The sequence below is a fragment of the Streptomyces sp. NPDC060035 genome (assembly GCF_042736635.1).
GTDB lineage: Bacteria > Actinomycetota > Actinomycetes > Streptomycetales > Streptomycetaceae > Streptomyces.
In genome coordinates, this window is sequence record NZ_JBHWVO010000013.1 from 82,379 (window position 1) to 95,004 (window position 12,626).

Here is a 12,626-nt window from a genome sequence, read left to right on the forward strand (position 1 = left end):
GTAACCGAAACAGACGTGTGATCGCCGTAATGTGCAGTCCATGAGGCCCGCAGCGCACGCCGCCCCCACGGTGCCGGCCAGCGAGCCGGCCGACACCGTGCTCGAGCGGCTCACGGCTGTCTACTCCCGGGCCGCGGACCCGGAACGAGCGGCGTCGGCAGCCGCGTACATGAAGAACATCGCCCCGTTCCTCGGCATCGCCACCCCACGGCGGCGGGCCCTTTCGCGGACCGTGCTGGCCGGAACAGGGCGGCCGGACGAGGCGGACTGCACGGCGATCGCCCTGCGCTGCTGGGAGTTGCCGGAGCGCGAGTACCAGTACTTCGCCGCCGACTACCTGCGCCGTCATGTGGCGTGCTGCTCCTCCGGATTCCTCCCGGTCCTGCGTCATCTTGTCTCCACCAGGGCCTGGTGGGACACCGTCGACGTGCTCGCCGCCCATGTCGCCGGTCCGCTGGTGGCCGCCGACCCGGTGCTCGCGACGGCGATGGACCGGTGGATCGAGGACGACGACCTCTGGGTCGCCCGCACGGCACTGCTCCACCAACTGCGGTACAGGAATCTGACCGACACCGGTCGGCTGTTCGGCTACTGCCTGGTGCGGGCCGACCACCCGGACTTCTTCATCCGCAAGGCGATCGGCTGGTGCCTGCGCGAGTACGCGAAGACCGACCCGGATGCCGTGCGCGAGTTCGTCGACGGCGCCCGGGACAGGCTCTCCCCGCTGTCCGTCCGCGAGGCCCTCAAGAACGTGCGATGACCGCCACGGGCTGAACTCCCCTGTGCGGCAGGTCCGTCCGGCCCCTCTCGAAAACCATTCGACGCCTACGCACCGCTCCGCCATGATCAGGGCATGTTCCGGTACGCCTTCCTCGCAGCGCAGTCCGCAGTCGCGGACACGCCGAAGGCTGCCGTGAGCCCTGCGGCCGCAACAGCAGCAGCACCCGCAGCAGCGCCCATCGGCGGCGCCCGAAGCTGACCCTCCCCCGACAGTCCGGCGGACCCCGTAAGGGGAGGGTCGGCGGGGCCCTGGGGTCTTCTCTTCTCAGCTTCGAATTCCAAGGAATGAGCCATGCCCAAGACGGCATACGTGCGCACCAAGCCGCACCTGAACATCGGCACCATGGGCCACGTCGACCACGGCAAGACCACCCTGACCGCCGCCATCACCAAGGTCCTCAGCGACCGCGGCAGCGGCACCTTTGTGCCGTTCGACCGGATCGACCGGGCGCCCGAGGAGGCGCAGCGCGGCATCACCATCAACATCTCGCACGTCGAGTACGAGACCGACACCCGGCACTACGCGCACGTCGACATGCCCGGCCACGCCGACTACATCAAGAACATGGTCACGGGAGCGGCGCAGCTCGACGGGGCGATCCTCGTCGTCTCCGCGCTCGACGGGATCATGCCGCAGACCGCGGAGCACGTCCTGCTGGCCCGTCAGGTCGGCGTCGACCACATCGTCGTGGCCCTCAACAAGGCCGACGCGGGTGACCCCGAGCTGACCGACCTGGTCGAGCTGGAGGTCCGTGAGCTGCTCTCTGCGCACGGCTACGGCGGCGACACGGTGCCCGTCGTACGGGTGTCGGGCCTCAAGGCACTGGAGGGGGACCCGCGCTGGACGGCGTCCATCGACGGGCTGCTGGACGCGATCGACACGTACGTACCGATGCCGGTGCGGTACACCGATGCGCCGTTCCTGCTGTCCGTGGAGAACGTGCTCACCATCACGGGCCGCGGCACCGTCGTCACCGGCGCCGTGGAGCGCGGCACGGTGCGTGTGGGGGACCGGGTGTCGGTGCTCGGCGCGGACATCGAGACGGTCGTGACCGGCCTGGAGACCTTCGGCAAGCCGATGGAGTCCGCGGAGGCCGGGGACAACGTCGCGTTGCTCCTGCGCGGAGTGGAGCGCGACCGGGTCCGCCGCGGCCATGTGGTGGCGGCTCCAGGAAGCGTCAGTCCGAGCCGGCGCTTCACCGCGCAGGTGTACGTCCTGTCGGCGCGGGAAGGAGGCCGCACCACAGCGGTCACCACCGGCTACCGGCCGCAGTTCTACATCCGTACGGCGGACGTGGTCGGCGACGTCGACCTCGGCGAAACAGCGGTGGCACGGCCCGGCGACACGGTCATCATGACCATCGAGCTCGGCCGTGACATCCCGCTGGAGTCCGGTCTCGGCTTCGCGATCCGCGAGGGAGGCAGGACCGTCGGCGCCGGTACGGTCACCGGCCTGCTCTGACTCCGACGCTGCGGAACCCGCCCCCCGACCTTCACGGGGGGCGGGTTCCGTGTGTCCGGCACCCCCTCGAAATGAGGGAACAATAGAGGTGTGAACGAGCCGATACCCGTCATCCGCACCACCGACTTCGGCACCGCCCGGCTGCTGCCGGATGTGGACAGGGACCGGGCCTGGCTGCTCACGGTCGACGGCTCCCCGCAGTCGTATGTCGACCTCGACGATCCGGAGTACCTCGACTTCGAGTACGTACGGCGGCTCGCCCACGTCGTGGACCTGGCGGGCGAGCCCGGTGCGCCGCTGGACGCCGTGCACCTCGGCGGCGGCGCGCTCACGCTGCCCCGCTACGTCGCGGCGACCCGCCCCCGCTCCCGGCAGGACGTGGCCGAGGCCGACCGGGGGCTGATCGAGCTGGTCCGCGAGCATCTGCCGATGCCCGAAGCGGCCGGGATCACCGTGCACGGCACCGATGCCCGGGGCTGGCTGGAGCAGGCACCGGAGGAGTCTGCGGACCTGCTGATCGCCGATGTCTTCGGCGGCGCACGGGTACCCGCCCACCTCACCTCCGTCGAGTACGCACGGGCTGCCGGGCGGGTCCTGCGTGCTGGGGGAATCTACGCGGCCAACCTGGCAGACAGCGCACCCTTCGGCTTCTTGCGCCCGCAGCTCGCCAACTTCGCCGAGGTCTTCGACGAGATCGCGCTGATCGCGGAGCCGGCCGTACTGCGCGGCCGGCGCTTCGGCAACGTCGTGCTCGTCGCCTCGCGGAGCCCTCTCGGCATCGCACCGCTGACGAGGCTGTGCGCCGCGGACGTGTTCCCCGCCAGGGTCACGTACGGGACCGCGCTCACCCGGCTCGTCGGTGGCGCCGAACCCGTACGGGACGCCGACGCGGTCGCCTCACCCGAGCCCCCCGACGGAGCCTTCAGCATCGGCTGACACCCGGCGCTCCTGCGCAGGCGGCCCGGGCGTCGCGTTGCCGGCCGCCTTCACAGCGCTGCGCCGGGTCAGGTTCCGTACATCCGGGACGAGCAGCACCCCTGCCGTCACCACCACGATCAGGACGGCACAGCCCCACAGGGCCTCGCTGCGGCCGACCAGTGTCTCCACCGGACCGGCCGCTGCCGTGGCCAGCGGCACCATCGCGACAGAGCCGAACCAGTCGTACGCCGAGACCCGGGACAGCTTCTCCTCCGGGATCTCCTGATGAAGCGCCGTCATCCAGGAGACGCCGAACACCTCGATGGCGACCCCGGTCACGAACATCACCCCGCAGAGACCGGCCACCGGCAGTGGAACAGCGAGGCCGGCCGAGGGCAGCGCCAGCGGGAACACACAGAGCGTCCCGGCGAGCAGCAGCCGTCTGGGCTTCCAGCGCATCATCAGCAGCGCCCCGCCCAGCGTGCCGACGCCGAACGCGGCGAGCGCGAACCCCCACGGGCGCGCCCCACCGAGCTCGTCCCGGGCGACCAACGGCCCGTACACCGCTTCGGCGGCGCCCACGACGGCCACGACCACGGAGAACTGCAGCACGATGGCCCAGAGCCAGGGGCGGCTCGCGACCTCCTGCCAGCCGTCGCGCAGATCGGCGAGCAGCCCGCCGCCCGGAGCGCGCTTCGGAATGTGGCTCACGTCGAGGAAGGCCCGGAGCGCACCCGCGACGGCGAACGCCGCCGCGTCGGCCGCCAGCACCCAGCCGGGGTCCATCGCGGCGATCATGGCGCCACCGAGTGCCGCGCCGCCGATGGCCGCACCGTGCATGGACATCCGGAAGAGGGCGAAGGCGCGGCTCGCCTGTTCGCCGCTGACGCTGGACATCAGCATGCCCTCGGCAGCGGGACTGAAGAAGGCCTGCCCGGTGCCGCACAGCGCGGTCAGGAGCATCATGTGCCACAGCTGGGCGTCGCCGGTCAGGACCAGCCAGGCGAACACCGCCTGGGAGACGCAGTTGAGCGAGTTCGCCGCGACCATCACCCGGTGCCGTGGCAGCCGGTCGGCGATCGCACCGCCGATCAGCAGGAAGAGCACGAGCGGCGCCGTACGTGCGGCGGCGACCAGGCCGACGTCGCCGCCGTCGCCCCCCGACTCCAGAACCGCGAACGCCGCCGCGATCAGCGCGCCGTGGGTACCCAGGCTCGTGATGATCGCGGCGGCTGTCAGCAGACCGAAGTTACGGCCGGTCCGCAGGGAGCGGAGCGCGGGGGGCGGAGATGCGGAGGCGGAAGTCACCAGGGGACTATCCCCGCCGAGGCCCCTTGCTGCCAAATGGATTGGCCGCACCGCGGGCGCGGAGGGTCAGGACGTGCTCTCCGCGAGCCGGACCGTGCTGAGGATCTTCTGGATGGTGGCGTCCGGGAGTTCGTCGGCCACGCCCGCGTTGGCGTAGAGGATCCAGGACGAGTACTCGGCCTTGGCGTTCTTGAAGGTGAACGCGATCGACTTGCCGTCGGTGTCGCACTTGTCCTTGTTGGCGAGCCCCGTCGCGGTGGCTGTCACCACGCTGCCGGAGAGGCCGGACTTGGTCGTGTACGGCTTGGGCTTGCCGATCTTGACCTTCTCCTTCGGGTCCTCCTGGGCGTAGGCGGCCCATACCCAGTTGGCGGCCTCGTTCGTGGCGGCCTCGTCGGTGCTCTTGGCGCCCTGGCCGCCCTTGGTGCCGACACCGGCCAGACCGGTGTCCTCGCTGCGGCCGTCCTTGTCGGAGTCGTCGACGCACCACTTGCTCTTGTAGTGGGCCGGTGCGGAGAAGCCGACGGCGGGCGGGCCCTCGGGCTTCTTGACGTCCTCGAAGCCGGAGAACACACCGGCGGCCGAGACCTCCCAGTCGCCCGGCACGTCGAACTGGGTGCCCCACTTGGGATTGGTGACGACCTTCCAGCCGGGGATCGTCGGCGCGGCCTCCTCACCGCCCCGAGGGTTGGCCGCGGGCGAGGAGGTGGCGTCGGAGGGCTTCGCGGACGGCGACACCTTCTTGTCGTCGGCGACTGTCGTGCCGCCCTTGCCGTCGTCCTTGTTCATGACGACGACGCCGGTGACGACGGCCGCCACGACGACTGCGGTGGCGGCGACGATCGCGACGATCGCGGTCTTCTTCTTGTCGTCCGGCTGCGGGCCGCCGGGCGGCCCCGGCACCGCGTACTGCGGCACGGTGGGCTGCTGGTACGGGTTCGGCTGCGGGTAGCCCGGCTGCTGCCCGGGCTGGCCCTGCTGCTGATATCCCGGCTGCTGGTAGGGATTCGGCTGCTGGTACCCCGGCTGCTGGTACGGGTTCTGATTCTGGTCCTGCGGGTTTTGCTCGCCCCCGGGCGGCTGCTGTCCTGGCCACATGGCCAGTAACCATAGAGGGGCGCGGCGCCCACTGCTACGGCCGCCCCTGTGAGGAGATGGCCAAAGCCTTGTACTCGTGAGTAACATTCGTTCATGAGCACTGAAGAGATGACAGTCGGCGAGATGCTGTCCGCGACCGTTCCGATGGTCAGGACCCTCAACCTGCAGTACCTCGAAACGAGCCCGGAGCGGGCTGTCCTCTCGCTGCCGGACCAGGCCGAGTACCACAATCACCTCGGCGGACCGCACGCCGGAGCGATGTTCACCCTGGCCGAGTCCGCGAGCGGCGCGATCGTCATTGCCGCTTTCGGCGACCAGATGGCGCGGGCCGTGCCGCTCCCCGTCACCTCGGAGATGGCCTTCAAGAAGGTGGCGATGGGCGCCGTCACGGCGACCGCGACGCTGGGCCGTCCGGTGGCGGACGTCATCGCCGAACTCGACGAGGGCAAGCGGCCGGAATTCCCCATCAATGTGGAGATACGGCGTGCCGACGGCGCCGTGACGAGCGAGATGACCGTGATCTGGACTCTGCGTCCGAACCGCTGACCCGCACCGATCCGCACCGGGCCGCCGCACACCCCGAGCAGGGGAGCGGCGGCCCTTCGTGCTGTCCGGGCCAGGTAGGCTGCCCGCCGTGTGCCGGCGGAGTGCGCGGCGGCAGAATTCTTACGGAGGGACCGGCGTTGCACGTCCAGGAGTGGCTCGAGACCGTACCCGCGGTCAGCATTTACCTCCTGGTGGGGGTCGTCATCGGGCTCGAGAGCCTGGGTATTCCGCTGCCGGGCGAGATCATCCTCGTCAGTTCGGCGCTCCTCGCATCCCAGCACGGCGATATCGACCCCGTGGTGCTCGGCGCCTGCGCGTCGGCCGGAGCGATCATCGGTGACTCGATCGGCTATGCCATCGGCCGCAGGGGAGGCCGTCCTCTGCTCGCCTGGCTCGGCGGCAGATTCCCCAAGCACTTCGGAGAGGCCCAGATCGCACTGGCGGAGCGGTCGTTCGAGAAGTGGGGCGTCTGGGCGGTCTTCTTCGGCCGCTTCGTCGCACTGCTGCGGATCTTCGCCGGACCGCTGGCCGGCGTTCTGCGCATGCCGTACTGGAAGTTCCTGATCGCCAACGTGCTCGGCGGCATCGTCTGGGCCGGTGGCACCACGGCCGTCATCTACACGGTGGGTGTCGTTGCCGAGGCATGGCTCAAGCGCTTCTCGTGGCTGGGCCTCGTGGCCGCCGTGCTGATCGGCCTGACGTCGATGCTTGTGCTGAAGAACCGGGCGAAGAAGGCCGCGCAACAGACGACGGACCGCCCCGCGGCGGCGTCCGAGCCGGAGGCGGTACCTGCCGGCGACTGACCCGGGCGACTGCGGCCTGCTGCCCCGGGAGTGCGCCGGGGCCCGGCTGCCGGCATCAGGCCTTGTGAGCCCGGCGGTGCGCCTTCGCCAGCTCCACGTAGCCGAGCGCGTTGAAGCGGATTCCCTCGAGCTCCTCGGCAGTCACTTCCCGCTTGACCCTGGCGGGCACGCCGGCGACGAGCGAACCCGGCGGGACCTGCATCCCCTGCGGCACGAGGGCCTGCGCGGCGACCAGCGAGCCGGCCCCGATGTGCGCCCCGTTGAGCACAGTGGCGCCCATGCCGACCAGGACGTCGTCCTCGATGACGCAGCCGTGCAGGACGGCGTTGTGGCCGACGGAGACCCGGGCGCCGACCGTGAGCGGGAAGCCGGGATCGGTGTGGACGCTGCAGTTGTCCTGGATGTTGCTGTCGGGGCCGAGGGAGATCGGGCCGCAGTCGGCGCGCAGCACGGCCTGGTACCAGACGCTGGAGCCCGGGGCCATCGAGACCTCGCCGATGACGACGGAGGTCGGTGCCACGAAGGCGTCCGGGTCGATGTCCGGCTCCTTGCCGCCGATGCCGGTGACCAACGCCTGCTCTGCCATCGTCTGCTCCTGGGGTGCTGGGGTGCTGGGGTGATGAGGACGCGGGCTCGTGCCCTCGTGCCCTCGCGCCAGAGGAACCGTAAGCGACGGCCTCTGCGTCCCGGTGCGGTGGGGTGAACATCACAGCCTGCCGCGAGGGCCGGTTCCGTTCCGGCCGACTACCGTGAGCGGGTGCCGAAGAACAGAAACACGTTCTCGTCCGTGGCCCTCTGGCGGCGGCGCGTCCTGTCCCGCGCCGTCCACCGGGGCTGGGCCTGGGTGCAGGAGTCCGGCGCGGTCACCGCGCAGCATCCTGGGCGGCTGCGGTTCGGCCGCATCGGCGCCGGGACCCGGCTCGCCTTCCCGCAGGGCACCGTGTTCGGCGAGTCGTGGATCGAGCTCGGCGACCACTGCATCATCGGCGAACAGGTGACGCTCACGGCCGGACTGATGCCCGATCTGGACCTGGGTTCGGAGCCGATCCTGACCCTGGGCGACGGTGTGGTGCTGGGCCGCGGCAGCCACGTCATCGCCGATACGACCGTGACGATCGGCTCGAACACGTACTGCGGTCCGTACGTCTACATCACCTCCACCAACCACAGTTACGACGACCCCCACGAGCCCGTCGGGAAGCAGTGGCCCCGGATGGAGCCCGTCGTGATCGGTCCCGGCTGCTGGATCGGCACCGGAGCGGTGGTCCTGCCGGGGGCCAGGCTCGGGCGCAACGTGGTGGTCGCCGCGGGAGCCGTCGTCCGGGGCGAGGTGCCCGACCATGCGGTGGTGGCGGGTGCGCCCGCCCGGGTGGTACGGAGCTGGGACCCCGAGAACGGCTGGCAGCCGCCGCTGCGCACACCCGCACCGGTGCCGATCCCCGAAGGTGTCACGTCTGAACAGTTGCTGGCAGTGGCGCAGCTCGAGGACACCTCCCGCGGCTGAGTTCCTAACCCGTCGCCAGCAGGACCGTCCCCAGCAGCGCGAGGCCCGCGCCCGCGGCCTGGACCGCGCGCAGCCGTTCACCCAGCACAACACGTGCCGCCAGGGCCGTCACCACCGGATACAGCGAGGCCAGGACGGCGGCCACGGTGACCGGGCCGTGCTGGGCGGCGATCGAGTAGGTGCCGTTCGCGGCGACATCGGCGAGGCCGACGAACGCCAGCGCCGGCAGCGCGGCGAGGACGACGGCCCGACCACCCTCCTCCGGCAGGGCGCGGCCCCCGCGGCGCACCGATACGTACAGGGCCGTGCCGCCGACCGCGATGTTGGTGACGCGCTGGACGAAGAGCGCCAGGAACAGCCCGGTCACGGTCGTGGACGCCTCGGCGATCAGCGCCATCACCGCTCCGAAACCGAATGCCGCCAGCAGGGTCAGCAAAACGGCCTGGCGCTGCACCGGGGCCCCGCGCAGTTGCGGCCCGCCGGCCAGGACCACCCCGACGACGGCCACGGCGACACCGGCGAACTGCAGCAGCCCCGGCTGTTCGCCGACGATCAGGCCGACCCCGACCGGAACGGCGACGCCCAGCGCGCCGAGCGGGGAGACCACTCCCATGGGGCCGAGGGCCAGCGCCTTGTAGAAGCTCAGCATCGCGACGGGTCCGACGGCGCCGGCCGCGACCGCGAACCAGAGCCGTCCGTCCACCTCGCTCCAGGCACCCGTCGCGATCACGACGACGCCGAGCACCAGGGCGGCCATGCACTGGGAGACCACCACCACGGTGAGCGCGGGCGTGCGCCGGGTGAGCAGCCCGCCGCCGAAATCGGCCAGCCCCCACAGGAGGCTCGTGGCCAGGGCGAACAATGCTGTCATCGCGTGCCTCGCAGTACAGTGCGGTGATCGGGTGGGTGCACCACACCGTAGTGCATTATTTTCGACCCTGTCATCCAAAATATTGGACGGAACGTGTCTGACCTCGATCAGCTCACCCAGTCGCTCGCACGCAACCTCAAGCGCTGGCGGGGCGAGCGCGGCTTCACCCTCGACGCCCTTGCCGCCCGTGCCGGGGTCAGCCGCGGCATGATCATCCAGATCGAGCAGGCGCGTACGAACCCGAGTGTCGGCACCACCGTCAAGCTCGCCGACGCACTCGGCGTGAGCATCACCACCCTTCTCGACTACGAGCAGGGGTCCCAGGTGCGCCTGGTGCCCGAGAGCCAGGCCGTGCGCATGTGGTCCACGGAGGCGGGCAGCTGGACCACGCTGCTGGTCGGTACGGAAGCCAGAGGGCCGATCGAGCTCTGGTCCTGGCATCTGATGCCCGGTGACGGCAGTGCCTCCGACCCGCATCCCGAGGGGACGGTGGAGCTCCTCCATGTCACCGCGGGCGTACTGACCCTGATCGTCGACGGCGTGGAGCACTCCGTGCCGGCCGGCACCTCCGCGACCTTCGAGGCGCACGTGCCGCACAACTACCGCAACGACGGCCCCGAGCCGGCCGAACTGACCATGGCGGTCTCGATCCCGCCGGTACGCCGGGACGGTAACTGACCTCGGCCAGAGGGCTGTTAGCGTGACGCGCATGCGCGCACCCCTGGGTACCTTCGAGGACGCCTCTCCCGCTGCCGGCCGCCTCGGCCTGCTGCCCCCGTCCGTCGCTGAAGCGGTGGCCAAGGGCTGGGGCGGCATTCCGGCCGACCGGATCGTCCACGTGGACACGGATCCGGCGATCGCCGACACCTCGGTCTTCGTCGAGCACTACGGCCCCGAACTGCTCGACCGGTCGGCCAACTGCGTCGTCGTGGCGGGAAAGCGGGGCGGCGAGGTCACCCTGGCCGCGTGCGTGGTCCTCTCGCGTACACGCGTCGATGTGAACGGTGCGGTACGCAAGCACCTCGGCGCACGCAAGGCGTCCTTCGCCCCGATGGACGTGGCGGTCGGCGAGTCCGGCATGGAGTACGGCGGGATCACCCCGATCGGCCTGCCCGCCACCTGGCCGCTGCTGCTCGATCCCGCGGTGGTCGACGAGGAGTGGGTGCTGATCGGCAGCGGCCGGCGACGCGGCAAGCTGATCGTCCCGGGCAAGGCGCTGGCGGCACTGCCGGGAGCGGTGCTGGTCGAGGGTCTGGGGATCTGAAGCCCGCAGGAGGGAAGGTGCATCCCGGACCGTTTCAGGAATGGGCGCGGTGGTTTTTGAACCAGCCGACGGCGAAGTCCACCGCCGAGGTCAGGCGGATCAGCCGGCTCTGTGCCGAGCCCACCGGGCCGCTCCGTACAGCCCCGCTGCTGTCCGTCCGTTCGAAGTCGCGCCCCAGCGCAGGGAAGTCGCTGTCGTCCAGCGCGACGTCCTCGTACTCCCACCACTGGCGCCTGCCCCCGGGCGCGATCACACAGCGGTAGAGGCGGCGCGGCGGGTCGGGGCGCCGGTACTCGGCCAGATGGAAGGCTGTGCAGGTGCCGAAGCCCGTGCCGAGGAGCAGAATCCGCGCGTTGGCTTCGTACATGCGAGCGAGGGGGGAGTTCTCGCCCAGATGACAGTCCGGAGAGTGCCGGGCGAGCAGCCTCCCGGCTGCCGGACCGATGGCTGAGAACGACGTCTGGGGGTGGGCGCTGCGCTCGGCGCCCGGTGACAGACGTACCGTCTCGGCGAGCAGGCCCATGCCGGTCGCGGGCGAGGTCGCCCGGTCGAACGGGGGCATCGCCGCGCGCACGGCTGCCCGCGCCTCGTCGCTCAGCCCCCGTACACGGTCCAGATACGGGGGTGAGGTGTCGGAGTTCTCCGTGGTGAAGGAGGGGACGACCAGCGTCCCCTCCGGTCCGAGCGCCTGCCGAAGGGCCTCCACCATGGTCCCGGCGTCTCCCCCCACGGAACGCATGGAGGTGTGGACCAGCAGGACACCGCCCCGTTCCACGCCGAGCCGGGACAGCTGGGCCGCCCCTCGGTCACTGCTGATGAGCTGCTCCGTCACGGCAGGCATTCTCCCCGTCGCGGGACGGGTGCGACACCGTGCCTGTCAGGAGCGGCGGGCCAGCGCGGGTATTTCGATGGCGGGGCAGCGGTCCATGACCATGTCGAGACCGGCCGCGCGGGCGCGCTCGTATGCCGTCTCATCGATCACCCCGAGCTGGAACCAGACCGCCTTCGCGCCGGCCGCGACCGCCTCGTCGGCGACGGTGCCCGCCAGATCGCTGTTGACGAAGACATCCACGACATCGACCGGGAAGGGAACGTCCGCCAGCGCGGTGTACCCCTGCTCGCCGTGGACCGTTTCCGCCTTGGGATGCACCGGGACGACACGCTTGCCGAAGCGCTGAAGGACCTCGGCCACGCGGTAGGCCGCCCGGGAGCGGTTGTTGGACAGGCCGACCACCGCCCAGGTGTCGCCCGTGTCCTGAAGAATCCTGCGGACCGTCTCATCGTCTGCGTACATGCCCGGGACAACGGACGGTCTCCCCGGACCATTCCCGCACGGGGAGAGGAGGGGTGCCCCCCCGGACGGCGCATAGGGTGGCCTGATGCAGGAGCAGTACCGGACAGTCGCTCGCGCGGGTGTGCACGAGACCGAGGTCAACCGATCGCGCTTCCTCTGCGCGCTCGCCCCCGCCGCCACCGAGCAGGAGGCGCAGGAATTCGTCGCGGGCATCCGCAAGGAGCACCCCACCGCCAGCCACAACTGCTTCGCCTACGTGATCGGCGCCGACGCCTCCGTACAGAAGGCGAGTGACGACGGGGAGCCGGGTGGCACCGCGGGCGTTCCCATGCTGCAGATGCTGATGCGCCGGGAGGTGCGGTACGCCGTAGCCGTGGTCACCCGCTACTACGGCGGCGTCAAACTCGGTGCCGGCGGGCTGATCCGGGCATACGGCGGCGCGGTCGGGGAAGCGCTCGACACGCTGGGCACGATCACCCGGCAACGGTTCCGGCTGGCCACGGTCACGGTCGACCATCAGCGGGCCGGCAAGCTCGAGAACGATCTGCGCGCGACCGGCCGCTCCGTGCACGACGTGCGGTACGCGGAGGCCGTGACGATCGAGATCGGGATCCCGGACGCCGACGTCGAAGGCTTCAGGGCCTGGCTCGCCGACGCGACGGCCGGCTCGGCAACGCTCGAACTGGGTGGCGAGGCGTACGGGGATGTCCGACCCGGATGAGGGATCAGAGGCCCCGCGGCATTAGCGTGGTCGGGCCGGCTGCGGAAATCCGCGGCG

General features: G+C 70.8%; 15 protein-coding genes. 9 read left to right on the plus strand and 6 right to left on the minus strand.

Going from position 1 to position 12,626, the window contains the following annotated elements:
- The first annotated feature begins 40 nt into the window (after positions 1 to 40).
- The 3 genes from ACFWBQ_RS21440 (at position 41) to ACFWBQ_RS21450 (ending at position 3,178) form a co-directional block, all read left to right on the plus strand.
- Positions 41 to 760, plus strand: a complete 720-nt coding sequence (locus ACFWBQ_RS21440; protein ID WP_385491242.1) for a DNA alkylation repair protein — start codon at positions 41 to 43, stop codon at positions 758 to 760.
- A gap of 312 nt (positions 761 to 1,072) precedes the next feature.
- On the plus strand, positions 1,073 to 2,242 hold the full coding sequence (gene tuf, locus ACFWBQ_RS21445) for an elongation factor Tu (protein WP_385491245.1): 1,170 nt from the start codon (positions 1,073 to 1,075) through the stop codon (positions 2,240 to 2,242).
- 90 nt (positions 2,243 to 2,332) lie between these two features.
- Complete coding sequence (locus tag ACFWBQ_RS21450) at positions 2,333 to 3,178, plus strand: spermidine synthase (protein ID WP_385491247.1); 846 nt, start codon at positions 2,333 to 2,335, stop codon at positions 3,176 to 3,178.
- Here ACFWBQ_RS21450 and ACFWBQ_RS21455 read toward each other — a convergent pair.
- Positions 3,140 to 4,468: an MFS transporter gene (locus tag ACFWBQ_RS21455; protein ID WP_385491249.1), complete on the minus strand. Its 1,329-nt coding sequence runs from the start codon at positions 4,466 to 4,468 to the stop codon at positions 3,140 to 3,142. The genes ACFWBQ_RS21450 and ACFWBQ_RS21455 overlap by 39 nt on opposite strands.
- A gap of 66 nt (positions 4,469 to 4,534) precedes the next feature.
- A complete protein-coding gene (locus ACFWBQ_RS21460) occupies positions 4,535 to 5,566 on the minus strand; it encodes a hypothetical protein (protein ID WP_385491252.1) in 1,032 nt (343 codons plus the stop codon).
- 108 nt (positions 5,567 to 5,674) lie between these two features.
- On the opposite strand from ACFWBQ_RS21460, the gene ACFWBQ_RS21465 reads away from it, so the two are divergent.
- Both ACFWBQ_RS21465 and ACFWBQ_RS21470 read left to right on the plus strand, forming a co-directional pair.
- Entirely contained in the window at positions 5,675 to 6,112 is a 438-nt protein-coding gene (locus ACFWBQ_RS21465; protein WP_385491586.1) for a DUF4442 domain-containing protein, read from the plus strand.
- A 137-nt stretch (positions 6,113 to 6,249) separates the two neighbouring features.
- Entirely contained in the window at positions 6,250 to 6,915 is a 666-nt protein-coding gene (locus tag ACFWBQ_RS21470; RefSeq protein WP_385491255.1) for a DedA family protein, read from the plus strand.
- Between the two features lie 55 nt (positions 6,916 to 6,970).
- Here ACFWBQ_RS21470 and ACFWBQ_RS21475 read toward each other — a convergent pair whose 3' ends face one another.
- A complete protein-coding gene (locus ACFWBQ_RS21475) occupies positions 6,971 to 7,501 on the minus strand; it encodes a gamma carbonic anhydrase family protein (RefSeq protein ID WP_385491258.1) in 531 nt (176 codons plus the stop codon).
- Between the two features lie 171 nt (positions 7,502 to 7,672).
- Here ACFWBQ_RS21475 and ACFWBQ_RS21480 point away from each other — a divergent pair, with 171 nt between their 5' ends.
- Positions 7,673 to 8,419, plus strand: a complete 747-nt coding sequence (locus ACFWBQ_RS21480) for an acyltransferase (RefSeq protein ID WP_385491261.1) — start codon at positions 7,673 to 7,675, stop codon at positions 8,417 to 8,419.
- A 4-nt stretch (positions 8,420 to 8,423) separates the two neighbouring features.
- Here the strand turns inward: ACFWBQ_RS21480 and ACFWBQ_RS21485 are convergent, their stop codons facing one another.
- Positions 8,424 to 9,290, minus strand: coding sequence for an EamA family transporter (locus ACFWBQ_RS21485; RefSeq protein WP_385491264.1), 867 nt, complete (start codon positions 9,288 to 9,290; stop codon positions 8,424 to 8,426).
- Positions 9,291 to 9,383: 93 nt separating this feature from the next.
- Between ACFWBQ_RS21485 and ACFWBQ_RS21490 the strand changes: the two genes are divergently transcribed.
- Both ACFWBQ_RS21490 and ACFWBQ_RS21495 read left to right on the plus strand, forming a co-directional pair.
- Positions 9,384 to 9,968 carry a helix-turn-helix domain-containing protein gene (locus ACFWBQ_RS21490; protein ID WP_385491267.1) on the plus strand — a complete coding sequence of 195 codons (585 nt, stop codon included), beginning with the start codon at positions 9,384 to 9,386 and terminating at the stop codon, positions 9,966 to 9,968.
- 31 nt (positions 9,969 to 9,999) lie between these two features.
- Positions 10,000 to 10,554: a YbaK/EbsC family protein gene (locus tag ACFWBQ_RS21495; RefSeq protein WP_385491270.1), complete on the plus strand. Its 555-nt coding sequence runs from the start codon at positions 10,000 to 10,002 to the stop codon at positions 10,552 to 10,554.
- Positions 10,555 to 10,588: 34 nt separating this feature from the next.
- Here the strand turns inward: ACFWBQ_RS21495 and ACFWBQ_RS21500 are convergent, their stop codons facing one another.
- A complete protein-coding gene (locus ACFWBQ_RS21500; RefSeq protein WP_385491273.1) occupies positions 10,589 to 11,395 on the minus strand; it encodes an aminoglycoside N(3)-acetyltransferase in 807 nt (268 codons plus the stop codon).
- A 36-nt stretch (positions 11,396 to 11,431) separates the two neighbouring features.
- Positions 11,432 to 11,848: a CoA-binding protein gene (locus tag ACFWBQ_RS21505; protein WP_385491276.1), complete on the minus strand. Its 417-nt coding sequence runs from the start codon at positions 11,846 to 11,848 to the stop codon at positions 11,432 to 11,434.
- Between the two features lie 85 nt (positions 11,849 to 11,933).
- Here ACFWBQ_RS21505 and ACFWBQ_RS21510 point away from each other — a divergent pair, with 85 nt between their 5' ends.
- Positions 11,934 to 12,569 (plus strand): YigZ family protein, encoded by a 636-nt coding sequence (locus ACFWBQ_RS21510; protein WP_385491279.1) that lies wholly within the window; start codon positions 11,934 to 11,936, stop codon positions 12,567 to 12,569.
- The last annotated feature ends 57 nt before the right edge of the window (positions 12,570 to 12,626 follow it).

Excerpts from the sequence above, each read along its gene's own strand:
- ACFWBQ_RS21495 (WP_385491270.1), top strand. The coding sequence starts at position 10,000 with ATGCGCGCACCCCTGGGTACCTTCGAGGACGCCTCTCCCGCTGCCGGC.
- ACFWBQ_RS21475 (WP_385491258.1), bottom strand. The coding sequence starts at position 7,501 with ATGGCAGAGCAGGCGTTGGTCACCGGCATCGGCGGCAAGGAGCCGGAC.
- ACFWBQ_RS21485 (WP_385491264.1), bottom strand. The coding sequence starts at position 9,290 with ATGACAGCATTGTTCGCCCTGGCCACGAGCCTCCTGTGGGGGCTGGCC.
- tuf (WP_385491245.1), top strand. The coding sequence starts at position 1,073 with ATGCCCAAGACGGCATACGTGCGCACCAAGCCGCACCTGAACATCGGC.
- ACFWBQ_RS21510 (WP_385491279.1), top strand. The coding sequence starts at position 11,934 with ATGCAGGAGCAGTACCGGACAGTCGCTCGCGCGGGTGTGCACGAGACC.
- ACFWBQ_RS21465 (WP_385491586.1), top strand. The coding sequence starts at position 5,675 with ATGACAGTCGGCGAGATGCTGTCCGCGACCGTTCCGATGGTCAGGACC.
- ACFWBQ_RS21500 (WP_385491273.1), bottom strand. The coding sequence starts at position 11,395 with ATGCCTGCCGTGACGGAGCAGCTCATCAGCAGTGACCGAGGGGCGGCC.
- ACFWBQ_RS21505 (WP_385491276.1), bottom strand. The coding sequence starts at position 11,848 with ATGTACGCAGACGATGAGACGGTCCGCAGGATTCTTCAGGACACGGGC.
- ACFWBQ_RS21460 (WP_385491252.1), bottom strand. The coding sequence starts at position 5,566 with ATGTGGCCAGGACAGCAGCCGCCCGGGGGCGAGCAAAACCCGCAGGAC.
- ACFWBQ_RS21440 (WP_385491242.1), top strand. The coding sequence starts at position 41 with ATGAGGCCCGCAGCGCACGCCGCCCCCACGGTGCCGGCCAGCGAGCCG.